Consider the following 25,380-nt stretch of genomic DNA (forward strand, 5'->3'; position numbering starts at 1 on the left):
CGGGTCTGGGCGCGGAAGGTTTTTTTCTTTTCCATCATCACGATCACCGCACTGTCGGTGATGATGGCGCTCGATGGCCAACCGCACGCCATGACCGCGCTGATCGCTGTCTGACGGTGTATCGCACCCTAGGGCCTGTCTGCAAACTATTTGCGGCTGCGGCCGGTGTCCGCCGGATGCAGCGCGAGGAGAGCGCCCCGCCGCAGTGTCATTCACTGCCAGGGGCAAACGACAACGCGATGCGCCGGCAGATGCCGGCCCCGAAGGGCTGACCTGGCAAACGGCCATCTGCGTCCTTGGGCGGCTTGGCCTTAGAATGACTAAGGCCGGCGCCCCCCGCCTAGCATCTGGCCGTTTGCCAGGCCAGCGCAGTTCACAAATAGTTTGCAGACAGGCCCTAGGCCGGACGCGTTCTTGGCGTCCGGCCTTTTTTGTTTATAGGCGGATTTTTCCTTGACCTGAACCGGCTGCAAGGCGATACTTCTCTGCTTTTTCAATCGCTTATCATATGAGGTTTCCACCTCGTCACGGTGGAACGGAAGTCGGGTAGATGGATCGTCAAGCATTGCACGGCACGAGCGCGGCGGATCGCGCCGATCAAACAAGTCCGGGGTCTTTGCCGCCCCGCCGTCTGTCGGTCGCGCCGATGCTCGATTGGACCGACCGGCACTACCGTTTTTTTGCCCGGCTGATCAGCCGTCATACCTGGCTTTATACCGAGATGGTTACCACCGGCGCGTTGCTCTACGGGGACGTCGAGCGCCATCTGCGTTTTGATGAGGCCGAGCATCCGCTGGCGCTGCAGCTGGGCGGCAGCGAGCCGCATGAGCTGGCGCGCTGCGCGCGATTGGCCGAGGCCTGGGGCTACGATGAGGTCAATCTGAACGTCGGCTGCCCGTCCGAACGGGTTCAGAAAGGGGCGTTCGGCGCCTGTCTGATGGCCGAATCCGGGCTCGTGGCCGATTGCGTCAAAGCCATGCGCGACGCGGCCGGTATCGACGTCACGGTCAAACACCGCATCGGCATCGACGAGATCGACGATTACGGCTTTGTGCGCGATTTTGTCGCCACGGTGGCCGAAGCCGGATGTGGCACATTCATTGTCCATGCGCGCAACGCCATCCTGAAGGGGCTGTCTCCGAAGGAGAACCGCGAGGTGCCGCCGCTCAAGTACCATTATGCCCATCAGCTCAAGGCTGATTTCCCCCATCTGGAGATCGTGATCAACGGCGGTTTGCAGACGGCGCAGCAGATAGACGAGCAGTTGCGGCATGTCGACGGCGTGATGATCGGGCGCGCGGCCTATCATGACCCCTATTGCATGGCGGAATGGGATGCACGCTACTATGGCGAGACCCGACCGCCGCTGACGCGCGCCGAAGTGGTCGAGGCGCTGCTTCCCTACGCTGAGCGCATGCTGGCCGATGGCCATAAGTTGCGCAATCTGGCGCGCCATATTCTTGGTCTTTTCCAAGGCATGCCGGGGGCACGCCGCTGGCGGCGCTTGCTGTCGGACGCCCGTTTGCTCGAGGGCGCCGATGCCGGCTTGCTGCTGCGCGCTTTGGCAGAAATCGGCGTATCCCGGACCCTGTCAGAGGCAAATGGCGAATAGGCTTATGAAAAAGACCGCGTGGTTGCTCTGTTTTTTCTCGCTCTCGTCGCTCGCCTGGTCCGAGCCGGTGTTGCACTTGTTTAGCCGGCATGATTTTTTGCCGCAATCCGTCATTGAGCGTTTTGAACTGCATTGCCACTGCCAGGTCGAGCAGGTTTTCTACGACGACAACGAAGAGATGCTGGCGCGCTTGAATGGCGGCGCGGAAGTGGATGTGGTGTTTCCCGCCAGCTTCGCCGTACCGGAGTTGATTCGTAAAAAGCTTCTCGCGCCGTTGGACAAGAGCCAACTCCCCAATGCCGCAAGTCTCAACCCGTTACTGGCGAATCCCGGCTATGACCCCGGCAACGTCTATTCGCTGCCGGTGTCGCTGTCGCTGGCGGCGGTGGGGTACAACATTGAGAAACTTCGCGAGCTGAACGTCGATCCGTATAGCTGGTCGGCGGTTTTCGATCCAAAGGTGCTGGCCAAGCTCAAGGGGCACGTCAACGTGGTCGACAATCCGCGCACGGTCTTTGCCGCGGCGTTGATGTATCTCGGCCTGGATCCGAACAGCGTCAACGACGACGATTATGCGCGCGCGCGCGAGGTCATCGCCGCGGCCCGCCCCTACTGGTCGGGGTTCGGCGGCAATTATTATTGGAAGGATCTCGTGTCCGGGGATGCCTGGGTGCAACTGGGCTTCTCTCCCGAATTCTATCAAGCGCGTGAAATTGCCAAGCGCGAGCATCGACCCTACACCATCGGCTATGTCCTGCAACGCGAGGGCAATCAACTGGCCATCGACGATATGGCGGTGCCGGTATCCGCGCCGCACCCGGAGCTGGCGCAACGCTTCATCAACTTTCTGCTGGCAGGCAAGAATGCCGCGGAACTCGGCAATGTCTACGGGGCGACCTCCGCGGTGTCGACCGCCGGACCGTTTTTTCACGAAGACATCAAATACCATCCTGTCATCAATCCGGACCCGGGGGCGCTGAGGAAATGGTCGGTGCTGCGGGAAATGACGCCCAAGCGTCTGCACCGGCTGCACCGCATGTGGCACGACCTGCGCAGCGACCGTCCGCCGCCAGAGGCGCCCGTGGTGGCGCCGCGCAAGGAGGCCGGGCCGGCCGCTTTGCACAAAAGGGAAAAATGATGTTCGATCAACTGGTGCTCGCCAGCAACAATGCCGGCAAATTGCGGGAGTTTTCCGCCTTGCTGGCACCGCTGGGTATTCGCGTGGTGGCGCAGAAGGACTTGAATGTGCCGGAATGTCCCGAACCTTATGGGACGTTTCTAGAGAACGCCTTGGCCAAGGCCCGCCATGCCAGCCGCGTTACCGGCTTGCCGGCGCTGGCGGACGATTCCGGGCTGTGCGTCACGGCGTTGGGCGGCGCGCCGGGCGTCTTGTCGGCGCGCTTTGCCGGCGAACCCAAATCCGATGCGCGCAATAATCAGCTGCTGGTCGAGCGCCTGCGAGGCGTGGCCGACCGCCGTGCCTGGTACGTCTGCGTGCTGGTGTTGGTGCGCCATGCCGACGATCCTCACCCGCTGGTGGCCGACGGGGTGTGGCACGGTGAAATCCAAGACCAGCCGGCGGGGGCGGGCGGATTTGGCTATGACCCGTATTTCCTGCTGCCTGACCATGGGTGCACGGTGGCCGAGTTGCCCGAGGCGGAAAAGAACCGGGAAAGTCACCGCGGCAAAGCCATGCGGCAGATGCTGGATAAGCTGCGGGATCAGGCATGACGCAAGTGGTTTTCACGCCGCGCGCCGGCCTGACGCAATTGCCGCCGCTGTCGTTATACGTGCATTTTCCCTGGTGCGTGCGCAAGTGCCCCTATTGCGATTTCAATTCGCATGAGGCGCGCGCCGGCATCGACGATCACGGTTACGTGGCGGCCTTGCTGCGCGACTTGGAGCAGGCGCTGCCCGCCGTTTGGGGGCGGGCGGTGCAGACGGTCTTCATCGGTGGCGGCACGCCCAGCCTGATGTCGCCCGAAGCGCTTGCCACCCTCTTGGATGGCATTCGCGCCAGAGTACGCTTGGACCCCGAGGCGGAAATCACCTTGGAGGCCAATCCGGGGACGTTTGAAGCGGAAAAATTCAAGGCCTTCCGCGTGGCCGGGGTCAATCGGCTATCGGTCGGCATTCAAAGCTTCGACGACGCGCAACTACAGCGCCTTGGGCGTATTCACGACAGCCGGCAGGCGCACGCCGCGCTCGATATCGCGCTCGCGCACTTCGACAACGTCAACCTGGATCTGATGTATGCGTTGCCGCAGCAGACACTGGTCGGGGCCTTGAGCGATCTGTCGCAGGGATTGGCGCATGGCGTCACGCATTTGTCGGCCTATCAGCTGACCATTGAGCCCAATACGCTCTTTCACCGGTATCAGCCGGCGGATTTGCCCGACGACGACTTGGCCGCCGATATGCAGGAAGCGCTGGAAGCCCGGCTTGCCGATGCCGGCTTTAGCCATTACGAAACGTCGGCTTTCGCGCGCGCCGGACGGCAATGCCGGCATAATCTCAACTACTGGCGCTTTGGCGATTACCTGGGCATCGGCGCCGGCGCGCATGCCAAGATCAGTTCGGCCGAAGGCATCGTGCGCGAAATGCGCCACAAGCAGCCGGCCGCCTATTTACAGGCGGTGGCGGGCGGCGATGCGGCGCAGACCCGACAACGTGTCGCTCGCTCCGGGCTGCCCTTCGAATTCATGATGAATGCGCTGCGCTTGGTCGACGGCTTTGAATTGGCTTGGTTCAGCGAGCGTACGGGCGTGCCGCTGGCCGACATTCAACGCGAGCTCAATCAGGCCGAGTCGCGCGGCTTCATCGCGCGTAGTGCGACCCATCTGCGACCGACGCTGACCGGGCAGCGGTTTCTTAACGATCTGTTGACCCTGTTTCTCAAATCGGAATGACCGGCGCGTCGATTTAGTAATCGAATTGATGTTGACGAATGAATACCTTATTGGCATTCTAGAGCCCTGACTCCAAACTTTTGTTTAAATATTACAACGGAGAGAATGCCCATGATGATTCGCTGTAAAGCCGTATTGTTGGCGGTTGTATTTGGTTTGCTGTCTTCTTTCGCCTTTGCCGACGACACGCCGATCGGCGTATGGAAGACCATCGACGATGAAACGCATCAGGCCAAGGCGCTGATCGAAATTTCCCAAACCGCCAATGGCGAGCTGACCGGCAAGATTGTCAAGCTGCTGCAGCATCCCGATGCGGTGTGCGACAACTGCGATGGCGCGCTCAAGGGTAAGCCGGACTTGGGCATGACCATCCTGTGGGGGCTGAAGCAGGATGGCAAAACCTGGAGCGGCGGCCGCATCCTTGATCCGAAATCGGGCAAGGTTTACAGCGCCAAGATGACGGTGCTTGAGGGTGGCAAGAAACTGGAAGTGCGTGGGTTCCTCGGCTTTTCGCTGTTGGGGCGCTCGCAAGTTTGGGAACGCCAGTAATCACGGGACATCGCATGTTACGGGCCGGTCGCCTTCGGGGACCGGCCCGTTTGCTTGCTGGACGATCGATCAGGCGGCAGAACTTTGCTTGATGGCGGCCCACTAACCGGGCTCCATGACGATGCAAGGAACTGCTATGCGGATCAAATCGGCTGTTGTCGCGTTGGCCCTGTTGTCGTGCCAGAGCGCATGGGCCACGCTGTCGTCCACGGCCATCGCCGCCGGTTTGAACGCATGGCGGGAGGCGGAGGGCTGGGATGTGATTCATCCCCCGCCAACGGGATATACCGGCGTGCGGATACACGGGATGGTTGCCCTGTTCGTGCAGCGCGCGGATGGCCGCGATTTGCGCGATTTCGGCTCGCGCTGGGTATTGGGTTGGTCGCCGGCATCGCAGTTTTTCTGGGATGACGCGCCGCCAGCGGCCGGTACGCCAGCGCCTGCCGTCTCCGCCGTCTATTTTACCCCGTACGAGTTGCGCGTTTTACGTGGCGGCAGTTTGAACGAATGGCTGCGGGAACCGCCGCCGCTCGACTCGCCCATGGCGCAGCGAGGGGCCGCCATGGGGGCGGGTTAAGCCGCCGGTGCCCCTGTGAGTTGCCGCGGGCCGGTTCGCCATGTCGTCATGGCGCCTGATTGCGTTACAATCGGTGGTCATGATTATCGCTCCCGACCTCGCCAATCAGCCGATCACCGCGGCGCCCGCACTCGCCAAGAAGCTGGAAAAGCTCGGCATTCGCCGTCGTTTTGATCTGGTGCTGCACCTGCCGCTGCGTTACGAGGACGAGAGCCACCTTTTTCCAATCAAACACGCTCCCTACGGCCAGCCGTCATTGGTCGAGGGTGTGGTGGTGGCGCAAGAGGTGCAGTTTCGGCCACGGCGCCAATTGCTCGTTCGCATCGAGGATGACAGTGGCCAGCTGCTGCTGCGCTTCATTCATTTTTATCCCAGCCAGCAAAAACAGATGACCGAAGGCACGCGGCTGCGCGTGCTGGGTGAAGTGCGCCGTGGCTTTTTCGGCGATGAGATGGTTCATCCCAAATGCCGGCAGGTCGTGCCAGGCGAACCGTTGGCCGACCGCATGACGCCGGTTTATCCGACGTTGGCCGGCTTGGCCCAGCCGCAGCTTCGCCGGCTGATCCATGCCGAGCTCGGCGCGCAGCCGATGGACGAGACGCTTCCCCCGGGATGGCGGGAAATGCTCGGGTTATGCACGTTTGCCGAGTCGGTGCGGTTGTTGCACGCGCCAACGCCCGATTACTCGCAGCAGCAGCTCAATGATCCACTGTTGCCGGCATGGCAGCGACTGAAGTTCGACGAACTCATGGCGCAGCAGCTGTCCATGCGGCTTTCCTATCGCCAACGCCGCACCGGCAAGGCCCCGCGCTTGACGGGGGACGGCTCTTTGAGACAGGCGCTGACGGCGCAACTGCCGTTTTCCTTGACCTCGGCGCAGCAAAAAGCGCTGGCCGAAATTCTGGCTGACATGCGCGAGCCGCATCCGATGCAGCGCCTGTTGCAAGGCGACGTTGGCAGCGGTAAGACCGTCGTGGCCGCCATGGCGGCGCTTGCAGCGATCGAGGCGGGTTATCAAGTGGCGTTGATGGCGCCGACCGAGATCCTGGCCGAACAGCATTACCTGAAGCTCTCCGCCTGGCTTGCGCCGCTGGCGGTTGAGGTGGCTTGGCTGTCCGGCTCGCTGCGCAAAAAGCTGAAGACGGAGACGCTCACGCGTATCGGCGACGGGTCTGTGCGTCTGGTTGTGGGCACGCATGCGTTATTTCAGGACGATGTGGCGTTCGAGCGGCTGGGGCTCGCCATCGTCGACGAGCAGCATCGTTTCGGCGTCGGGCAACGGCTGGCGCTGAAAGACAAGGGTGGCGAGCCGCACCAGCTGATGATGTCGGCGACGCCGATTCCTCGCACGCTGGCCATGAGCTATTACGCCGATCTGGATGTGTCGATTATCGATGAATTGCCGCCGGGGCGTTCCCCCATTGCCACCAAGCTGGTCAATGGCGACCGGCGCGACGAGATGGTGGCTTACGTCGACCGTGTTTGCGCCAAGGGGCAGCAGGCCTATTGGGTCTGTCCGCTCATCGAGGAGTCGGAGGCGCTGCAGCTGCAGACGGCGGTTGATACGTTCGAGGCATTGACGGCCGAGTTGCCGCAATGGCGTGTCGGTCTGGTGCACGGACGGATGAAGCCGGCGGAAAAGGCCGAGGTGATGGCGGCGTTCGCCGCCAATCAGGTTCAGTTGCTGGTGGCGACCACGGTGATCGAAGTGGGGGTGGACGTGCCCAACGCGACGCTGATGGTGATCGAACATAGCGAACGCATGGGATTGTCGCAACTGCATCAGTTGCGCGGACGGGTCGGCCGCGGCAGCGCCGGCGGCACGTGCGTGCTGATCTTCGAGACACCGCTGTCGGAGCTTGCCAAAGCGCGGTTGAAAGTGATCTACGAGAATACCGACGGCTTTGAAATCGCGCGCCAGGATTTGCTGATCCGCGGGCCGGGCGAATTGCTGGGGGCACGGCAAAGCGGTATGCCGATGCTGCGTTTCGCCGATTTGGAGCAGGATGTCGCGTTGCTGGCTCAGGCACGGGAACTGGCGCCGAGGATGTTGGCGGAGGCGCCTGCATGCGCCGAGGCGCATTTGACGCGCTGGTTGGCCGGTCGCGAGCACTTCCTCAAGGCGTAGTCGGCTGGCGGCTTTGTTTTGCGTCAACAGCGGCCATTTGCCACAAAGCAAAAAAAAAGCCTTGGCTGGGGGGCCAAGGCATAAATGGGATTGCTGCAAACAACAAAGGAGAAACCATGATGAAGCAGGCGTATATTAGCAACATGTAAACTTCAGTTCAATTGTAATCCTGGCGCTACACTTGACGTGCGTCAAGTTCCGTTCAGTCTGCACCAAACCACCCCCTGAAACCGAAAAATCCAATGGCACTTGCATGGGGAATGAAAAAAATCCCTTGCTGAGAATGATTTTCTTTTCCTATACCTTTATACAAAAATCACAACCGTGTGATGGGAGGGAATCATGATCAAGCGACTCTTCGCCGAATTCTTCGGCACATTCTGGCTGGTGTTCGGCGGTTGCGGCAGCGCGGTGCTGGCTGCGGCGTTCCCGCAGTTGGGTATCGGCTTTGCCGGTGTGGCGCTCGCATTCGGCCTGACGGTGTTGACGATGGCTTATGCCGTCGGCCATATCTCCGGCGGCCATTTCAACCCCGCGGTGACCGTCGGTTTATACGCTGGCGGCCGTTTCGCGGCCAAAGACGTGGTGGGCTACATCATTGTCCAAGTAATCGGCGGCCTCGCCGCCGGCGCTGTGTTGTTTCTGATCGCCAGCGGCAAGGCGGGCTTCGATCCGACCGGCGGCGGCTTCGCGTCCAATGGTTTCGGCGAGCATTCCCCCGGCGGCTACGGCTTACCGGCGGCCTTCATCGCCGAGGTGGTGCTGACGGCCTTCTTCTTGCTGATTATCCATGGCGCGACCGACAAGCGCGCGCCGGCCGGGTTCGCGCCGATCGCCATTGGCTTGGCGCTGACGCTGATCCACCTGATCAGCATTCCGGTCACCAACACGTCGGTCAATCCGGCGCGGAGTACCGGCGTGGCGCTGTTTCAAGGCACGTGGGCCGTGCAGCAGCTCTGGCTGTTCTGGGCGGCACCGCTATTGGGCGGCATTATCGGCGGTTTGATCTACCGCTATCTGCTGGAAAGCAAAGAATAAAAAAGCCGCGTTACGCGGCTCGAGGGCGTTGACAAACCCTTGCTCGCAAAGCGAGCGCCCCTCTCAGGGAGAGGGCAGGGGGAGTGGGAATCGATGGACAGGCTGCGAAATCAGTCAGTTGCCACTGAGGCCCGGCTTTGCCGGGTCCTCCGCAACCGCTGCCAACCACTAAATCAACAGCCTGAAGCCGCGTTACGCGGCTCGTCGTCCCTTGTGCCCCGGCTCGGTTGAGTCGGGGCGCGCGTTTTTTGCGCTCAAGGAATCCACAGCGAGGCAAGATAGTACAGGCCGGCCGCCAGCGCCATGGAAACGGGCAGGGTGAACAGCCAGGCCAACAGGATGGCGCGGATGGTGCTGAATTGCAGGCCGGACTTATCGGCGACCATGGCGCCCGCCACGCCGCTGGAGAGGACGTGAGTGGTGGAGACCGGCATGCCGAACACGCTGGCCAAGCCGATCGAGATGGCCGCAGTGATTTGCGCCGCCATGCCTTGTGCGTAGGTCATATCCTTTTTGCCTATGCCTTCGCCCACCGTCTTGACCACTCGGCGCCAGCCGATCATGGTGCCGACCCCCAGCGCCAGCGCCACCGACAGGATGACCCAGGTCGGCGCGTATTCGGTGGTTTGCGTCAGATCGCCGCGCAGCGCCTGCAAATTGCGCTTGTCGCCGTCGGTCAGGTGCGGCAGCTGGCTGGCAAGCTTGGTGGCGTCGTCCAGGCACAGTAAGCGGGTGCGGACGTCCCAGCGTTGCTCAGGCGTTAGATTATGGTAGTCGTTGTTGTCGTCCAGCACCGTGTTGAGCGCATCCACGGTCGCCGGGGTGGCCGACGGATTGCAGCCATGCGTCGCGCTATGGTTGCTCTTGGCCAAGAGCACGTGTAGCCCGGCGTCGTGCTGGGTGTAGAACTGCTTCAAGTGCAGGGCGGCATCGCGGGTGCGCTCGATTTGGTAGGGATTGCTGTCCATATTGAGCACGTAGTTGGCCGGCACGATGCCGATCAGCACCAGCATGATCAGGCCAACCCCCTTCTGACCATCGTTGGAACCATGGGCGAAGCTGACGCCCATGGCCGAGACGATCAGCATGAAACGGGTCCAAAACGGCGGGTGTTTGCGCCCCTCGACTTGCTGACGCTGGTAGGGCGTCTTGTGCATATTGCTTCGCCCGCGGTAGTGGCGCAGCAGTGCGATGATGATGCCGGCCAGCACGAAGCCGACGATCGGCGACAGCAAGAGCGACATACCCACTTCGATCGCCTTGCCCCAGTTGATGCCTTCGGACAGTGGGGCGTGGGTGATCAGCGCGTTGGCGAGGCCGACGCCGAGAATGGCGCCGATGAGCGTATGCGAACTGGAAGCGGGCAACCCCAGGTACCAGGTGCCGAAGTTCCACAGGATGGCCGCGGCCAATAGCGCGAACACCATCGACATGCCGTGCGCAGTGTTGACCGAAACCAGCAGATCGACCGGAAGCAGATGGACGATGGCGTAAGCGACGGCCAGCCCCCCGGACAGCACGCCGAGGAAGTTGCACAGGCCGGAGGCGAACACCGCCAGACGCGGCTTCATCGATTGCGTGTAGATGACCGTGGCGACCGCGTTGGCGGTGTCGTGAAAGCCGTTGATGAATTCGAACGTGAGTACGAAGCCGAGGGAGAGAAACAGGGTGATTGCCAGTCGGAAATCGAGCCCGGAAAAAAGTGCCAGCATGATTCTCAGCAGTGATTGAGTTTGAGGGGGGATTGTTGGCGGCCAGCACTATTCCGTCAAGCCTGCAAGACAAAGGGAGGTAATGGTGTCGCTTCCTGTCCAAAGCAAGGTAAGAATCTTCTTGACATCGCCCGCGTGTCCGGGGTCGAAAGCTGCGTGTGAAATATAAAAAAGCCCCTATATTCAGGGGCTTTGTGTTGTTAATTACATATTTGTCATTAGCCGAACTTGCCGGTTATGTAATCTTCCGTGGCGCGCTGCTTCGGGGTGGTGAAGATGCTGTCGGTTTCGCCGAATTCGACCATTTCACCCAGATACATGTAGGCGGTGTAGTCGGATACCCGCGCCGCCTGCTGCATGTTATGGGTGACGATGGCGATAGTGTAATCCTCTTTCAGCTCATGGATCAGCTCTTCGATATGCGCCGTCGAGATCGGGTCGAGTGCCGAGGTCGGCTCGTCGAGCAGCAGCACCTCCGGCTTGGAGGCGACGGCGCGCGCGATGCACAGGCGCTGCTGTTGGCCGCCGGAGAGCGAGTTGCCGGATTGCTTGAGTTTGTCCTTGACCTCCTCCCACAACGCGGCCTTGCGCAGCGCCCATTCGACGCGGTCGTCCATCTCGGTTTTACTGAGTTTTTCGTACAACTTCACCCCGAAAGTGATGTTGTCGTAAATCGACATCGGGAACGGCGTCGGCTTTTGAAATACCATGCCGACCTTGGCGCGCAGCAGGTTGATGTCGACGTCGCGTCCAAGGATGTTGTGCCGATCGAGCAGAATCTCGCCCTCGGCGCGCAGGCCGGGGTAGAGCTCGAACATGCGGTTGAAGGTACGCAAGAGCGTCGACTTGCCGCAGCCGGACGGGCCGATGAACGCGGTCACCTTGTTGGCGGCGATGCCGAGCGAAATGCCTTTCAACGCATGAAAGTTGCCGTAGAAGAAATTCAGGTTCTTGACCTGAAGCTTGGAGCCGGTTTCGACCATGGTTTGCAAGCCTTAATGCGATGAGTGTTTTTGACTGCCCAGCCAACGGGCGAAGACGTTCAGTGCCAGCACGCTGAAAGTGATCAGCAGCGAACCGGCCCAGGCCAGCGTGTGCCAATCGTTGTACGGGCTCATGGCGAACTGAAAGATCACGATAGGCAAGTTGGCCATCGGCTGGTTCATGTTGCCGTTCCAGAACTGGTTGTTCAGCGCGGTGAACAACAGCGGCGCGGTTTCGCCGGAGATACGCGCCACCGCGAGCAATACGCCGGTCAGCACGCCCGACTTGGCGGCGCGCAAGGTGACGTACATCGTCACCTTCCATTGCGGCGTGCCCAGCGCGATGGCCGCTTCGCGCAGGCTGTTGGGCACCAGACGCAACATGTTTTCCGTGGTGCGCACCACCACCGGGATCACCAGCAGCGACAGCGCCAACGCGCCGGCCCAGCCGGAGAAGTGGCCCTGCGCCACGACGAACACTTCGTAGACGAACAGGCCGATGACGATCGACGGTGCCGACAGCAGGATGTCGTTGATGAAGCGGGTGGCCGGCGCGAGCCAGCCGCGCTGGCCGTATTCGGCCAGGTAGATGCCCGACAGAATGCCGACCGGCGTGCCGATCAGCGTGCCGAACACGGTCATCAGCAGGCTGCCGACGATGGCGTTGCCCAGCCCGCCGGTTTCCCCTGGCGGCGGCGTGCTGCGGGTGAAGAGGTCGAGGTGGATGCCGCCCAGCCCGTTTTGCAGCAGGGTGAACAGGATCCAGCACAGCCAGAACAGGCCGAAGACCATGGTGAACATGGAGATGCCCATGTTGATGCCGTTGATCATGCGCCGGCGGCGGTAGATCGAGTGATTCATCGAATGAGATTCCAGTGCTTGCTTCGACGACGAGGCCAAAAGGGTTTCACTCATTGTATCGCGCTCCATGGTCAGGATTCCTTGCCTTCTTGACGTTTCAGGCGCAGGAGCAGGATTTTCGAACAGGCCAATACCACAAAGGTAATGAAGAACAGGATCAGGCCCAATTGGATCAACGAGGCGATGTACAGATCGCCGTTGGCTTCGGCGAATTCGTTGGCCAGCGAGGAGGCGATCGAGTTGCCGGGTTGGAATAAACCGGGGGCGAAGTGCGACGAGTTGCCGATGACGAAGGTAACCGCCATGGTTTCGCCCAACGCGCGGCCGAGGCCGAGCATGATGCCGCCGACCACGCCGGTCTTGGTGTAGGGCAGGACGACGTAACGGACGACTTCCCAGGTGGTTGAGCCGAGTCCGTAAGCCGATTCTTTCAGTAGCGTCGGCACCACTTCGAAGACGTCGCGCATGACCGAGGCGATGAACGGGATCACCATGATGGCTAGGATCAGGCCGGCGGTGAAAATGCCGATGCCCATCGGCGCGCCTTGGAAAATCCAACCAACCAGCGGCAGGGGGCCGATATTGTCGATCAGCCAAGGCTGGATATGGTCGGAAAAGTAGGGGGCGAAGACGAACAGCCCCCACATGCCGTAGATGATCGACGGAATACCGGCCAAGAGCTCGACGGCAATGCCCAGCGGGCGCTTGAGCCAAGTGGGGCAGAGTTCGGTCAGGAACAAGGCGATGCCGAAACTGACCGGCACGCCGATCAGCAGCGCGATCAACGAGGTGATCAGCGTGCCGAAGATCGGCACGGCCGCGCCGAAATTATTCGCAACCGGGTCCCATTCGCTGGACGCCAGAAATCCCAGGCCGAACGCTTTGATGCTGGGCATCGCGCCGATCAGCAAGGAGATCAGGATGCCCACCAGGAGCGCGAGAACCAGAAACGCGAAACCTCGGGTAACGACCTTGAAGACTTGATCCAGCAGCATCTGGCGACGCATTACCTGATCGTTACTGAACTTTTCCATACACGGACTCGAAGGTTGTCTTGAGACAAAAAGCCGGGGAGAAGCTCCCCGGCCAGACAGGATTGTGCCAAAGCACAGTAGCGATTACTTCCAGACCGGTTGGCCGTTGGCGTCGGTGATTTGCTTCCAGCTGTCGCGGATCATGCCCTTCACGCTTTCCGGCAACGGGATGTAATCCATGCTGGCAGCGGCGCCGTCACCGCTCTTGTATGCCCAATCGAAGAACTTCAGCGCCGCGGTGGCTTGAACCGGCTTGTCCTGTTTCTTGTGCATCAGGATAAAGGTGGCGCCGGCAATCGGCCAGGTGTCCGCGCCCGACTGATTGGTCAACAGCAGGTAGTAGCCGGGCGCCTTTTTCCAGTCGGCGTGACCGGCTGCTGCCTTGAAGCTTTCCTGGCTCGGGGTGACGAACTTGCCGTCGGCGTTCTTCATTTGGCCGAAGGCCATGTTGTTCTGCTTGGCGTAGATGTATTCGACGTAGCCGATCGAACCCTTGATGCGGTTGACGAAGTTGGCGACGCCTTCATTGCCCTTGCCGCCCTGACCGGTCGGCCAGTTCACCGAGGTGTTGCTGCCGACTTTGCTCGCCCATTCCGGCGAGACCTTGGACAGGTAGTTGGTGAAAATGAACGTGGTGCCCGAACCATCGGCACGGCGTACCGGGAAGATGGTGTCCTTGGGCAGCTTCACGCCCGGGTTCAGCTTGGCGATGGCCGGATCGTTCCAGGTCTTGACCTTGCCTAGGTAGATGTCGGCCAACAGCGGGCCGGTGAATTTCATTTGACCAGCCTTCACGCCCGGAATGTTGACGACCGGCACGACGCCGCCGATCACGGTCGGGAACTGGGTCAGGCCGGTTTTGGCCAGGTCTTCCGGCTTCAGCGGCATGTCGGAGGCGCCGAAGTCGACGGTCTTGGCCGTGATCTGCTTGATGCCGCCGCCGGAACCGATCGACTGATAGTTCATCTTGCTGCCGGTCTCGGTTTGGTAGGTGGCGGCCCACTTGGCGTACAGCGGGTAGGGGAAAGTGGCGCCGGCGCCGGTGATGTCGGTGGCGAAAGCGGAAACCGAAGCGAAGGCACTGACTGCCAGTGCCAGTCGAAGCGTGTTTTTCATTGACGTACAAGCTCCTGAAGTTGAGGTGCAGGGTAGACGATGGCTGGCATTGTGGCGCGATTTTTTTTCAGAAATATTACAGTTCCAATTTGCCGTCGCCGCCAAGTGTCTTTATGTTGAGAGATATCCATCCTTCTCAGGTTATGCCGCCGAGGGATATAATCTGCCGACTGAAAAGCGGAGAGTGGTGAATGACGGCCAAGCTGGTGGTGGGTAATTGGAAGATGAACGGCAGCCTCGCGTCCAACCGCAAGTTGGTCAAGGGTATGTTGGAGGATCGTCGGATCAACCGCCCGGGCGTCGCGTTAGCGTCGCCTTTCGTTTATCTGCTGCAGCTGGCTGACTTGTTGCAACTCAGTCCGATGGACCTCGGCGCGCAAGATGTCAGTCAGTTCGGCCGCGACGGCGCCTACACCGGAGAAGTGTCGGCATCGATGCTGGCCAACGTCGGTTGCCGCTATGTGTTGATCGGCCACTCGGAACGTCGTCAGTATTTGGCGGAGAGCAATGCGCTGTTGGCCAAGAAGATGGAAAACGTGCTGGCGGCGCATTTGGCGCCGATTCTCTGTGTCGGCGAAACGCTGGCCGAACGCGAGGCCGGCGAGCATTTAAGTGTCATCCGGCGGCAATTGGACATCGTGGCCGACTTCATGCCGCAGCAGGTGATTGTGGCCTACGAGCCGGTGTGGGCGATCGGTACCGGCAAGGTCGCAAGCCTGGAACAGATTGCCGAGATGCACGAGTGTATTAAAGAGACCGGCTTGCAAAGGCAAAACGGCTCTGCTAGTATGCGCGTTCTCTACGGCGGCAGCGTAAAAGCTGATAATGCCGAAGCGATTCTCTCGATATCGAGTGTGGATGGAGCCTTGGTTGGCGGGGCTTCGCTGGATGTCGATTCATTTGGAATGATTTGCCAGGCCGCGGATAAATTGGTATAGTATGGAACTTCTTAAGACGTTAATCTGGATCGTAAATCTGATCTCTGCCGTATCCGTTGTGGTACTGGTGCTGATGCAGCACGGCAAGGGTGCAGATATGGGGGCCGCCTTCGGTAGCGGTGCGTCCGGAAGCCTGTTTGGCGCGTCTGGTTCGGCAAACTTTCTGAGTAGAACGACCGCCATCCTCGCGATCGTTTTCTTTTCGACTAGCCTGGCGCTCGTTTATCTGTCTGGGGGCAGTAAAAGCGAACTTGGCGTCATGGGTGGTCAGGTTGTACAAAAAACGGTGCCGCAAATCCCGAGTGGGGCCGTTAACAAAAATAATGCTTCGGGTCCACAGATACCCGATTGATAAAATTGACTGTGCCGACATGGTGAAATTGGTAGACACGCTATCTTGAGGGGGTAGTGGCGAAAGCTGTGTGAGTTCGAGTCTCACTGTCGGCACCACCATTAAAAGCAGGCCACCGGGATTCCGGTGGCCTGTTTTGTTTGGAGCCGGGAAGGGTCGCACCTTTCCAAATAAAATGGGGTATGGGGAAATGCTGCAAAACTACTTTCCTATTCTGCTGTTTATCGTCGTCGGACTTTTGGTCGGCGCAGGGCCCTTGCTGTTGGGCCGTCTGCTCGCGCCCAATCGGCCCGATGCTGAAAAACTGTCTCCGTACGAGTGCGGCTTCGAGGCTTTCGAAGACGCGCGCATGAAATTTGACGTGCGCTTTTATCTCGTCGCCATTCTTTTTATCCTGTTCGACCTTGAAATTGCGTTCATGTTTCCCTGGGCCGTCGTGCTGAAGGAGCTTGGGCTATTCGGCCTGTCCGCAATGTTTGTATTCCTGGCTATTCTCACAATAGGCTTCGTGTATGTCTGGAAAAAAGGGGCATTGGAATGGGAATAGAGGGCGTTCTGGAAAAAGGGTTCATCACCACCACCGCCGATACACTGATCAACTATACCCGTACGGGCTCGCTTTGGCCGATGACCTTTGGCTTGGCCTGTTGCGCGGTTGAAATGATGCATGCCGGCGCGGCGCGTTACGACCTCGACCGTTTCGGTATCGTGTTTCGTCCCAGTCCGCGCCAGTCGGACCTGATGATCGTGGCTGGCACGCTGTGCAATAAGATGGCGCCGGCGTTGCGTAAGGTCTACGACCAGATGGCCGAGCCGCGCTGGGTGCTCTCCATGGGATCGTGCGCCAACGGCGGTGGCTACTACCATTACTCGTATTCCGTCGTGCGCGGTTGCGACCGGATCGTGCCGGTCGACGTCTACGTTCCCGGCTGTCCACCGACCGCCGAGGCGCTGCTGTACGGCATTATTCAGCTACAAAACAAAATTAAACGCACTCATACCATAGCCCGCTAAGGTAGAAACTATGGCCTCCAAACTGGAAGCGCTCAAGGCGACCGTTGAGCAGGTGCTGGGCGATAAGCTCGTGTCTGCGACGTTGGCGCTGGATGAATTGAGCATCGTCTGCAAGGCAGCGGATTGGGTGGAGGTGGCGCAGACCCTGCGCGACCACCCGTCGCTTTCTTTTGAGCAATGCGTCGACTTATGCGGCGTGGACTATCTCTCATATAAAGATGGCGGCTACGATGGCGCGCGCTTCGCCGCGGTCAGCCAGTTGTTGTCGATCAAGCACAATGCCCGCGTGCGCGTGCGCGTGTTCGCCGAAAACGACGACTTTCCCGTGCTGCCCTCGGTGGTCGGCGTCTGGAACGCGGTCAACTGGTACGAGCGCGAGGCGTTCGATCTGTTCGGCATCGTGTTCGAGGGCCACCCCGACCTGCGTCGCCTGCTGACCGACTACGGCTTCATCGGTCATCCGTTCCGCAAGGATTTCCCGCTGTCCGGGCACGTGGAGATGCGCTACGACCCGACCGAGCAGCGCGTCATCTATCAGCCGGTCACCATCGAGCCGCGCGAAATCACGCCGCGCATCATTCGCGAGGAGAACTACGGTGGCTGAAATCCGTAATTTCACCCTTAACTTCGGTCCGCAGCACCCGGCGGCGCACGGTGTGCTGCGCTTGGTGCTGGAGCTTGACGGCGAAGTCATCGAGCGCGCCGATCCGCACATCGGGCTGTTGCACCGCGGCACCGAGAAGCTGGCTGAGCATAAGACCTTCATCCAGTCGCTGCCCTATATGGATCGGCTGGACTACGTGTCGATGATGTGCAACGAGCATGCCTACTGTCTGGCCATCGAAAAGCTGACCGGTGTCGACGTGCCGATCCGCGGCCAATACATCCGGGTGATGTTCGCCGAAATCACGCGCATTCTGAACCACTTGCTGTGGATCGGCGCGCACGCGCTGGATATCGGCGCCATGACGATGTTCCTGTATGCCTTCCGCGAGCGTGAAGATCTGATGGACTGCTACGAAGCCGTCTCGGGCGCGCGCCTGCACGCGGCGTACTTCCGTCCCGGCGGCGTCTATCGCGATCTGCCCGACAGCATGCCGCAATACACGGTGTCCAAGATCAAGAACGCGCGCGAGCTGGCCAGGCTCAATGAGCGCCGTTCCGGCACCATGCTGGACTTCATCGAGGACTTCACCCGCCGCTTCCCGACCTGCGTCGATGAATACGAGACGCTGTTGACCGACAACCGCATCTGGAAACAGCGCACGGTCGGCATCGGCGTGGTGTCGCCGGAGCGAGCCCTCAATCTGGGCTTGACCGGGGCGATGCTGCGCGGCTCGGGCATCGAGTGGGACCTGCGCAAGAAGCAGCCGTACGATGTTTACCGCGACGTCGACTTCGATATTCCGGTCGGCGTGAACGGCGACTGCTACGACCGTTACCTGGTGCGCATGGAAGAAATGCGCCAGGCCAACCGCATCGTGGCGCAGTGCGTTCAGTGGCTCAAGCAGAATCCCGGTCCGGTGATCACCGCCAACCATAAGGTGGCGCCACCGTCGCGCGAAGCGATGAAGAGCAATATGGAAGAGCTCATCCATCACTTCAAGCTGTTCACCGAGGGGATGCATGTGCCGGAAGGCGAGGTCTATGCCGCCACCGAACATCCGAAGGGCGAATTCGGCATCTATCTGATGTCCGACGGCGCCAACAAACCCTACCGACTCAAGATCCGTGCACCGGGCTATGCCCATCTGGCCGCGCTGGACGAAATGGCGCGTGGCCATATGCTCGCCGACGCCGTGGCGATCATCGGTACGCAGGATATCGTATTTGGGGAGATCGACCGCTGATGTTGTCCGCAGAATCGCTTGCCAAGATTGACGTCGAGGTAGCCAAGTACCCTGCCGACCAGAAGCGGTCGGCCGTCATGGGTGCGTTGCGCATTGCCCAGCAGGAAAAGGGCTGGCTCGCTACCGAAACCATCGAATATGTCGCCGACTACCTGGGGCTGCCGCCGGTGCAGGCCTACGAAGTCGCTACCTTCTACAACATGTATGACCTGCGCCCGGTCGGCAAATACAAGCTGACGATGTGCACCAATCTGCCCTGTGCCTTGCAAGGCAGCGTCAACGCCGCCGAGTACCTGCAGCAGAAGCTTGGCATCAAATTCGGCGAAACCACGCCGGACGGCAAGTTCACGCTGGTGGAGGGGGAGTGCATGGGCGCCTGTGGCGATGCCCCGGTCATGCTGGTCAACAACCATAAGATGTGCTCGAAGATGACCCCCGATGCCATCGACAAGAAACTGGCGGAGTTCGAATAATGGCGATCTTCGTTTCTGGTGTGATTTTCGAGGGGGTCGACACTTCCGACCCGAATGGCTGGACGCTGGAAGCCTACCGCGCGCGCGGCGGCTACAAGGCGCTCGAGCGAATCCTGCAGGACAAGATGGCGCAAGACGACGTGGTGGCCGAGGTCAAGGCGTCGGGCCTGCGCGGCCGAGGCGGCGCGGGCTTTCCCTCCGGGCTGAAATGGAGCTTCATGCCGCGTAGCTTCCCCGGCGACAAATACGTCGTCTGCAATAGCGACGAGGGCGAGCCCGGCACCTTCAAGGACCGCGACATTCTGCGCTACAACCCGCATGCGCTGATCGAGGGCATGATCATCGCCGGCTACGCCATGGGCACCAAGGCGGGCTACAACTACATCCACGGCGAAATCTTCGAGGAATACGAGCGTTTCGAGGAAGCGCTGGCGCAAGCGCGCGCGGCGGGGCTGTTGGGTCAAAACATCCTCGGCAGCGGTTTCAATTTTGATCTGTTCGCCCACCACGGCTATGGCGCCTATATCTGCGGCGAGGAAACGGGGCTGCTCGAATCGCTGGAAGGCAAGAAGGGGCAACCGCGCTTCAAACCGCCGTTCCCCGCCAGCTTCGGCCTGTACGGCAAGCCGACCACCATCAACAACACCGAGACCTTCGCCTCGGTGCCGTTCATCATGCGCGACGGCGCGCAGAAGTTCATGGACCTGGGCAAGCCGAACAACGGCGGTACCAAGCTGTTCTCGATTTCCGGCCACGTCAACCGTCCCGGCAACTACGAGATCGCGCTGGGCACGCCGTTTGCCGCGCTGCTGGAAATGGCGGGCGGCATGAAGGACGGCAAGAAGCTCAAGGCGGTGATTCCGGGCGGTTCCAGCGCGCCGGTGCTGCCGGCCGAAATCATGATGGACCTGACGATGGATTACGACGCCATCGCCAAGGCAGGATCGATGCTGGGCTCCGGCGCGGTGATCGTCATGAACGAGGACGTCTGCATGGTCAAGGCGTTGGAACGCCTGTCCTACTTCTATCATGAAGAGTCCTGCGGGCAGTGCACGCCGTGCCGGGAAGGTACCGGCTGGCTCTACCGCATCATCCACCGCATTGAACATGGTGAAGGACGCCCGGAGGACCTCGATTTGTTGGCCTCCATCGGCAATAACATGGCCGGACGCACCATTTGCGCGCTGGCCGATGCCGCGGTGTTCCCGGTACGCAGCTTTACCAAGCACTTCCGCCATGAGTTCGAATATCACATCGAACACAAGAAGTGCCTGGTTGAGCATCACTGGTGTTGATCGGGCCCCCTGGGCGCCCTTAATTCAGGTAGCAGAACGCTATGCTTGAAATCGAAATCGACGGAAAGAAACTCACGGTGCCGCAAGGCAGCACCGTCATGGATGCCGCCCATTCGGCCGGCACCTACATTCCCCACTTCTGCTATCACAAGAAGCTGTCGATCGCAGCCAACTGCCGCATGTGCCTGGTGGAAGTGGAGAAAGCGCCGAAGCCGTTGCCGGCCTGTGCGACGCCGGTGACCGACGGCATGAAGGTATCCACCCACTCGCCGATGGCCAAGACCGCACAGCAAGGGGTGATGGAATTCCTGCTGATCAATCACCCGCTGGACTGCCCGATCTGCGATCAGGGCGGCGAGTGCCAGCTGCAGGATCTCGCCGTGGGCTACGGCAATGGCCAGTCGCGCTATACCGAAGCCAAGCGCGCGGTGGAAGCTAAGGAGATGGGGTCGCTCATCAGCGCCGAAGAAATGGCGCGTTGTATCCATTGCACCCGCTGCGTGCGCTTCACCGAGGAAATCGGCGGCCTGCAGGAAATCGGCATGGCCAACCGCGGCGAGCACTCGGAAATTCTGCCGTTCCTCGGCAAGACCGTGAATTCGGAAATCTCCGGCAACGTGATCGACCTGTGTCCGGTTGGCGCGCTGACCTCCAAGCCGTTCCGTTACTCGACGCGCGCCTGGGAGTTGTCCCGCCGCCGTTCGGTTAGCGCGCATGACGGCCTGGGCAGCAACCTGGTGGTCCAGGTCAAGCACAACAAGGTGATGCGCGTGCTGCCGCTGGAGAACGAAGCCATCAACGAATGCTGGCTCTCCGACCGCGATCGTTTTTCGTACGAAGGCCTGAACGCCGACGCACGTTTGCAGCAGCCGATGATCAAGCATGGCGGCCAATGGCATGAGACCGATTGGCAAACCGCGCTGGAGTATGTGGTCAAGGGACTCAAAGGCGTGGCGAGCCAGCACGGCCAGGACGCCATCGGCTTCTTGCTCAGCCCGCATGCCACGACCGAGGAGCTGTTCCTCGCGCAGAAACTGGCCCGCGGCCTGGGCGTGAATAACATCGACTACCGCTTGCGCCGCAGCGATTTCTCGCTGGATGCCGTGCAAACCGGCGCGCATTGGCTCGGTGGCGCCATCGCCGACCTGTCCGTTGCGAATGCCGTTCTGGTGGTGGGCAGCACGCAGCGCCAAGAGCAGCCGCTCTTGGCCTCGCGCTTGCGCCAAGCGGTCAAGAAGGGCACCGAGTTGTCGGTGCTGCATGTGGTCGCCGAAGACCTGCTGACCCCGGTGCATGCCCGCCTGACCGTTGCGCCGGCCGCGCTGGTCAATGGCTTGGCCCAGGTATTGAAAGCGGTTGTCGCGATCAAGGGCGAAACGGGTGTCGATCTGTCGGCGGTGTCGGTTTCGGCCGAGGCGCAGCGCATGGCGGAAAGTCTGTGCGGTGCCGAAAACGCCGCAGTGCTGTTGGGCAACGTGGCACAGCACCACCCGGCCTTTGGCCAACTGTGGGCGCTGGCGCAAGAGATTGCCCGCTTGACCGGCGCGCGCTTCGGTTTGACCGCCGAGGCCGCCAACAGCGTCGGCGCGGAACTGGCCGGCGCCCTGCCGCACCGCGGCGCCATGGGGGAATCGGCCACCGCCGGCGCCAACGCCGCGCAGATGATCGCCGCGCCGCGCAAGGCATACGTGCTGCTCAACACGGAAGTCGAGTACGACAGCTACAACCCGCAAGCGGCCGTTGCCGCCATGAAGGCCGCCGAGACGGTGATCGCGCTGACGAGCTACCAGAGCGAAGGGCTGCTTGATTATGCCGATGTGCTGCTGCCGATCGCGCCGTTCTCGGAAACCGCCGGTTCGTTCGTGAATATGGAAGGCCGGCTGCAGACCTTCAACGGCGTGGTGCGCCCGCTGGGCGAAACCCGCCCGGCGTGGAAGGTGCTGCGTGTGCTGGGGACCATGCTTGGTTTGGCGGGCTTCGACTATACGACGGTGGAAGAGGTGCGCGCCGAGTGGCAGGGCAAGGGCGAGATCGCCGCGTTGCTCAGCAACGCCGCCGCATCGCTGCCGGCGGTCGACACGGCGGTCAAGGCCGGGTTGACCCGTGTCGGCGAAGTGCCGATGTACCAGGCCGATCCGATTTGCCGTCGCGCCATCTCGCTGCAGCAGACGTCCTGGGCCGAAGCGCCGCATGCCAGCGCGCATTCCAGCGTGCTGGCCGCCGCGGGCGTGGCAGCCGGAAGCACCGTGACCGTCCGCCAAGGCGAGGGTAGCGTGCAAGTGCGCATCGATGCGGACGACCTGCTGCCGTTGGATACGCTGCGTCTGGCGACGGCGCATGCCGATACGCTGGCCCTGGGCGGTATGTTCGACCCGATCCAGATTATTCAGGGGTAAGCCATGGAGCTTCTGCAAACCTATTTGGGCACTCAGCTCGGGTACGTGATCTGGACCCTGCTGAAAATCGTCGTCATCGTCGCCCCGATGATGCTCGCCGTGGCCTACCTGACCTATGCCGAGCGCAAGGTCATCGGCTATATGCAGGTGCGCATCGGGCCGAACCGCGTCGGTCCCCTGGGCCTGCTGCAGCCGATCGCCGACGGCATCAAGCTGTTGATGAAGGAAATCATCCTGCCGGCCAAGTCGAGCAAGGGATTGTTCCTGTTGGCGCCGATCATGTCGATCATGCCGGCGCTCGCCGCCTGGGCGGTGGTGCCGTTCACCGACCACTTGGTGCTGGCCAACGTCAACGCCTCGCTCTTGTACATCATGGCCATCACCTCGATGGGCGTGTACGGCGTGATCATCGCCGGCTGGGCGGGCAACTCCAAGTACTCGTTCCTGGGCGGCATGCGCTCGGCGGCGCAGATCGTGTCCTACGAAATCGCCATGGGCTTCGCCCTGGTGGGCGTGCTGATGGTGTCGGGCAGTCTCAACTTGGTGGAAATCGTCAAGCAGCAGGGGCAAGGGCTCGCCGGCGGGTCGATCCTGTCGTGGAACTGGCTGCCGCTGTTGCCGCTGTTTATCGTCTACCTCGTCTCCGGCGTGGCCGAAACCAACCGTGCCCCGTTCGACGTGGCAGAAGGAGAGTCGGAAATCGTCGCCGGCTTCCATGTCGAGTATTCCGGCATGGCGTTCGCGATTTTCTTCCTGGCAGAGTACGCCAACATGATCCTGGTCTCCGCCATGACCTCGCTGATGTTCCTTGGCGGCTGGCTGTCGCCGTTCCCGGCGAGCTGGGGCGTGCTTGGCGCGGGCAGCTTTTTCTGGCTCGCGGCGAAGATGTCGTTCGTGCTGTTCTGCTTCCTGTGGTTCCGGGCTACGTTCCCGCGCTACCGCTACGACCAGATCATGCGCTTGGGCTGGAAGGTGTTCATTCCCGTTACGCTGGTTTGGATCGTGTTGCTGGGCGCTTGGATGATGAGCCCGGTATCCCTCTGGCACTGATACGTTAGGCAAAGAGCATGGAATCGATTCGCAAGTTTTTTAAAACCTTCCTGCTGGTCGAGCTGGTACAGGGCCTGATGTTGACCGGGCGCCATATGTTCGCGCGCAAGATCACCGTCCAGTATCCAGAGGAAAAGACTCCGCAGTCGCCGCGTTTCCGTGGCCTGCATGCGCTGCGCCGCTATCCCAACGGCGAAGAGCGCTGCATCGCCTGCAAATTGTGCGAGGCGGTCTGTCCGGCCATGGCGATCACCATCGAATCGGACGAGCGCGCCGACGGCACTCGCCGCACCACGCGTTACGACATCGACTTGATCAAGTGCATCTACTGCGGCTTCTGTGAAGAGGCCTGCCCGGTGGACGCCATCGTGGAAACGCACATTCTGGAGTTCCACGGCGAAAAGCGCGGCGATCTCTATTACACCAAACCGATGTTGCTGGCGATCGGCGACAAGTACGAGGCCGAGATCGCCGCCAACAAGGCGGCCGACGCCAAGTACCGCTAAGGGGGAGACATGAGCTTTACTACCGCTGTTTTCTACATCTTGTCGGCGATCCTGCTCGCGGCGGCTTTCCGCGTGATTACCGCCAAGAACCCCGTGCACGCCGCCTTGTTCCTGGTGCTGTCGTTTTTCAGCGCCGCAGGCCTCTGGGTGCTGCTCGAGTCCGAGTTCCTGGCCATTTCGCTGGTGCTCGTCTACGTCGGCGCGGTCATGGTGCTGTTCCTGTTCGTGGTGATGATGCTCGACATCGACATCGAGAAACTGCGCGAGGGGTTCTGGAAGCACTTTCCGCTCGCCGGCACCATCGCCATCATCATGGCGGGCGAGATGGCGCTGATCCTCGGCAGCCCCGAGGCAGGCCTCAAGACCTACCCGGCGCGCGCGCCGCTCGCGGCGGATTTCAGCAATGTGCGTGAGTTGGGCGTGCAGATGTATACGCACTACATGTTCGCGACGGAGCTTGCCTCGGTGGTCCTGCTGTTGGCCATCGTCGCGGCCATCGCGCTCACGCAGCGCACGCGCAAGGAAAGCAAGGCGCTGAATGTCGGCGATCAGGTGGCCGTGCGCGCCGCCGACCGCGTCCGCGTCGTCAAAATGGCAGCCACGCCGGTGGAAACCGTCGAGGCCGCCGAAGATCAACCTCAGGCCTGACGGCCACCCATAGAAAAAGGAGGCATCGTGCTGACACTCACACACTTCCTGGTGCTGGCCGCGATCCTGTTTGCCATCAGCGTGCTAGGGATCTTCCTGAACCGCAAAAACATCATCGTGCTGTTGATGTCGATCGAGCTGATGCTGCTGGCGGTGAACTGCAATTTCATCGCGTTTTCGCATTATTTGTCGGATACCGCCGGCCAGATCTTCGTCTTCTTCATCCTGACCGTGGCGGCGGCCGAGTCGGCCATCGGCCTGGCTATCCTGGTGGTGCTGTTCCGTAATTTGCGCACCATCAACGTCGAAGACCTGGGCAGCCTCAAGGGCTAGCGCATA

General features: G+C 60.9%; 26 protein-coding genes and 1 tRNA gene. 22 read left to right on the top strand and 5 right to left on the bottom strand.

Translation table 11 applies throughout. The features are described from left to right. The first annotated feature begins 550 nt into the window (after positions 1-550). The 8 genes from dusA (at position 551) to aqpZ (ending at position 8,813) form a co-directional block, all read left to right on the top strand. Positions 551-1,612 (top strand): tRNA dihydrouridine(20/20a) synthase DusA, encoded by a 1,062-nt coding sequence (dusA, locus tag JOZ06_RS17070; protein ID WP_293234603.1) that lies wholly within the window; start codon positions 551-553, stop codon positions 1,610-1,612. Between the two features lie 4 nt (positions 1,613-1,616). Beyond that, positions 1,617-2,750 carry a spermidine/putrescine ABC transporter substrate-binding protein gene (locus JOZ06_RS17075; protein WP_293234605.1) on the top strand — a complete coding sequence of 378 codons (1,134 nt, stop codon included), beginning with the start codon at positions 1,617-1,619 and terminating at the stop codon, positions 2,748-2,750. Further along, a complete protein-coding gene (gene rdgB, locus JOZ06_RS17080; RefSeq protein WP_293234786.1) occupies positions 2,750-3,343 on the top strand; it encodes an RdgB/HAM1 family non-canonical purine NTP pyrophosphatase in 594 nt (197 codons plus the stop codon). The genes JOZ06_RS17075 and rdgB overlap by 1 nt, the downstream gene beginning before the upstream one ends. After that, the gene (gene hemW, locus JOZ06_RS17085; RefSeq protein WP_293234607.1) at positions 3,340-4,521 is read left to right on the top strand and encodes a radical SAM family heme chaperone HemW; all 1,182 of its coding nucleotides are present in this window, start codon (positions 3,340-3,342) and stop codon (positions 4,519-4,521) included. Before rdgB ends, hemW begins: the two co-directional genes overlap by 4 nt. 111 nt (positions 4,522-4,632) lie before the next feature. Beyond that, positions 4,633-5,070, top strand: coding sequence for a DUF2147 domain-containing protein (locus JOZ06_RS17090; protein WP_293234609.1), 438 nt, complete (start codon positions 4,633-4,635; stop codon positions 5,068-5,070). Positions 5,071-5,206: 136 nt separating this feature from the next. Beyond that, positions 5,207-5,647, top strand: coding sequence for a hypothetical protein (locus JOZ06_RS17095; protein WP_293234611.1), 441 nt, complete (start codon positions 5,207-5,209; stop codon positions 5,645-5,647). Positions 5,648-5,726: 79 nt separating this feature from the next. After that, the gene (recG, locus tag JOZ06_RS17100) at positions 5,727-7,775 is read left to right on the top strand and encodes an ATP-dependent DNA helicase RecG (protein ID WP_293234788.1); all 2,049 of its coding nucleotides are present in this window, start codon (positions 5,727-5,729) and stop codon (positions 7,773-7,775) included. A 345-nt stretch (positions 7,776-8,120) separates the two neighbouring features. Then, a complete protein-coding gene (gene aqpZ / locus JOZ06_RS17105) occupies positions 8,121-8,813 on the top strand; it encodes an aquaporin Z (protein ID WP_366515178.1) in 693 nt (230 codons plus the stop codon). Positions 8,814-9,067: 254 nt separating this feature from the next. Here aqpZ and JOZ06_RS17110 read toward each other — a convergent pair whose 3' ends face one another. The 5 genes from JOZ06_RS17110 to pstS form a co-directional block, all read right to left on the bottom strand. Then, positions 9,068-10,525 carry an inorganic phosphate transporter gene (locus JOZ06_RS17110; RefSeq protein ID WP_293234615.1) on the bottom strand — a complete coding sequence of 486 codons (1,458 nt, stop codon included), beginning with the start codon at positions 10,523-10,525 and terminating at the stop codon, positions 9,068-9,070. Between the two features lie 218 nt (positions 10,526-10,743). Beyond that, positions 10,744-11,508 (bottom strand): phosphate ABC transporter ATP-binding protein PstB, encoded by a 765-nt coding sequence (gene pstB / locus JOZ06_RS17115; RefSeq protein WP_293234617.1) that lies wholly within the window; start codon positions 11,506-11,508, stop codon positions 10,744-10,746. Between the two features lie 12 nt (positions 11,509-11,520). Beyond that, complete coding sequence (gene pstA / locus JOZ06_RS17120; protein ID WP_293234619.1) at positions 11,521-12,423, bottom strand: phosphate ABC transporter permease PstA; 903 nt, start codon at positions 12,421-12,423, stop codon at positions 11,521-11,523. Positions 12,424-12,440: 17 nt separating this feature from the next. After that, the gene (pstC, locus tag JOZ06_RS17125) at positions 12,441-13,403 is read right to left on the bottom strand and encodes a phosphate ABC transporter permease subunit PstC (RefSeq protein ID WP_293234621.1); all 963 of its coding nucleotides are present in this window, start codon (positions 13,401-13,403) and stop codon (positions 12,441-12,443) included. 84 nt (positions 13,404-13,487) lie between these two features. Further along, positions 13,488-14,519, bottom strand: coding sequence for a phosphate ABC transporter substrate-binding protein PstS (pstS, locus tag JOZ06_RS17130; protein WP_293234623.1), 1,032 nt, complete (start codon positions 14,517-14,519; stop codon positions 13,488-13,490). Positions 14,520-14,710: 191 nt separating this feature from the next. Between pstS and tpiA the strand changes: the two genes are divergently transcribed. The 14 genes from tpiA (at position 14,711) to nuoK (ending at position 25,374) form a co-directional block, all read left to right on the top strand. Next, the gene (tpiA, locus tag JOZ06_RS17135) at positions 14,711-15,457 is read left to right on the top strand and encodes a triose-phosphate isomerase (protein ID WP_293234625.1); all 747 of its coding nucleotides are present in this window, start codon (positions 14,711-14,713) and stop codon (positions 15,455-15,457) included. Position 15,458: 1 nt separating this feature from the next. Continuing rightward, positions 15,459-15,809, top strand: coding sequence for a preprotein translocase subunit SecG (secG, locus tag JOZ06_RS17140; RefSeq protein ID WP_293234627.1), 351 nt, complete (start codon positions 15,459-15,461; stop codon positions 15,807-15,809). 13 nt (positions 15,810-15,822) lie between these two features. Continuing rightward, positions 15,823-15,907: transfer RNA gene (locus JOZ06_RS17145), tRNA-Leu, on the top strand. 92 nt (positions 15,908-15,999) lie between these two features. Further along, positions 16,000-16,356 carry an NADH-quinone oxidoreductase subunit A gene (locus tag JOZ06_RS17150; protein WP_293234629.1) on the top strand — a complete coding sequence of 119 codons (357 nt, stop codon included), beginning with the start codon at positions 16,000-16,002 and terminating at the stop codon, positions 16,354-16,356. Next, positions 16,347-16,823 carry an NADH-quinone oxidoreductase subunit B family protein gene (locus JOZ06_RS17155; protein ID WP_293234631.1) on the top strand — a complete coding sequence of 159 codons (477 nt, stop codon included), beginning with the start codon at positions 16,347-16,349 and terminating at the stop codon, positions 16,821-16,823. The genes JOZ06_RS17150 and JOZ06_RS17155 overlap by 10 nt, the downstream gene beginning before the upstream one ends. A gap of 10 nt (positions 16,824-16,833) precedes the next feature. Next, complete coding sequence (locus JOZ06_RS17160; RefSeq protein WP_293234633.1) at positions 16,834-17,427, top strand: NADH-quinone oxidoreductase subunit C; 594 nt, start codon at positions 16,834-16,836, stop codon at positions 17,425-17,427. Continuing rightward, complete coding sequence (locus JOZ06_RS17165) at positions 17,420-18,673, top strand: NADH-quinone oxidoreductase subunit D (protein WP_293234635.1); 1,254 nt, start codon at positions 17,420-17,422, stop codon at positions 18,671-18,673. The genes JOZ06_RS17160 and JOZ06_RS17165 overlap by 8 nt, the downstream gene beginning before the upstream one ends. After that, a complete protein-coding gene (nuoE, locus tag JOZ06_RS17170; protein WP_293234637.1) occupies positions 18,673-19,146 on the top strand; it encodes an NADH-quinone oxidoreductase subunit NuoE in 474 nt (157 codons plus the stop codon). Before JOZ06_RS17165 ends, nuoE begins: the two co-directional genes overlap by 1 nt. Then, a complete protein-coding gene (gene nuoF / locus JOZ06_RS17175; RefSeq protein ID WP_293234639.1) occupies positions 19,146-20,441 on the top strand; it encodes an NADH-quinone oxidoreductase subunit NuoF in 1,296 nt (431 codons plus the stop codon). Before nuoE ends, nuoF begins: the two co-directional genes overlap by 1 nt. Positions 20,442-20,482: 41 nt before the next feature. Continuing rightward, positions 20,483-22,837 carry an NADH-quinone oxidoreductase subunit NuoG gene (nuoG, locus tag JOZ06_RS17180; protein ID WP_293234641.1) on the top strand — a complete coding sequence of 785 codons (2,355 nt, stop codon included), beginning with the start codon at positions 20,483-20,485 and terminating at the stop codon, positions 22,835-22,837. Between the two features lie 3 nt (positions 22,838-22,840). Continuing rightward, complete coding sequence (nuoH, locus tag JOZ06_RS17185) at positions 22,841-23,887, top strand: NADH-quinone oxidoreductase subunit NuoH (RefSeq protein ID WP_293234643.1); 1,047 nt, start codon at positions 22,841-22,843, stop codon at positions 23,885-23,887. 17 nt (positions 23,888-23,904) lie between these two features. Then, the gene (nuoI, locus tag JOZ06_RS17190; RefSeq protein WP_293234645.1) at positions 23,905-24,393 is read left to right on the top strand and encodes an NADH-quinone oxidoreductase subunit NuoI; all 489 of its coding nucleotides are present in this window, start codon (positions 23,905-23,907) and stop codon (positions 24,391-24,393) included. 9 nt (positions 24,394-24,402) lie between these two features. Further along, entirely contained in the window at positions 24,403-25,041 is a 639-nt protein-coding gene (locus JOZ06_RS17195; RefSeq protein WP_293234647.1) for an NADH-quinone oxidoreductase subunit J, read from the top strand. A gap of 27 nt (positions 25,042-25,068) precedes the next feature. Continuing rightward, positions 25,069-25,374, top strand: a complete 306-nt coding sequence (gene nuoK / locus JOZ06_RS17200) for an NADH-quinone oxidoreductase subunit NuoK (protein WP_243729367.1) — start codon at positions 25,069-25,071, stop codon at positions 25,372-25,374. Positions 25,375-25,380 lie beyond the last annotated feature (6 nt).

This window comes from Paludibacterium sp., from assembly GCF_019232825.1.
Lineage (GTDB): Bacteria > Pseudomonadota > Gammaproteobacteria > Burkholderiales > Chromobacteriaceae > Paludibacterium.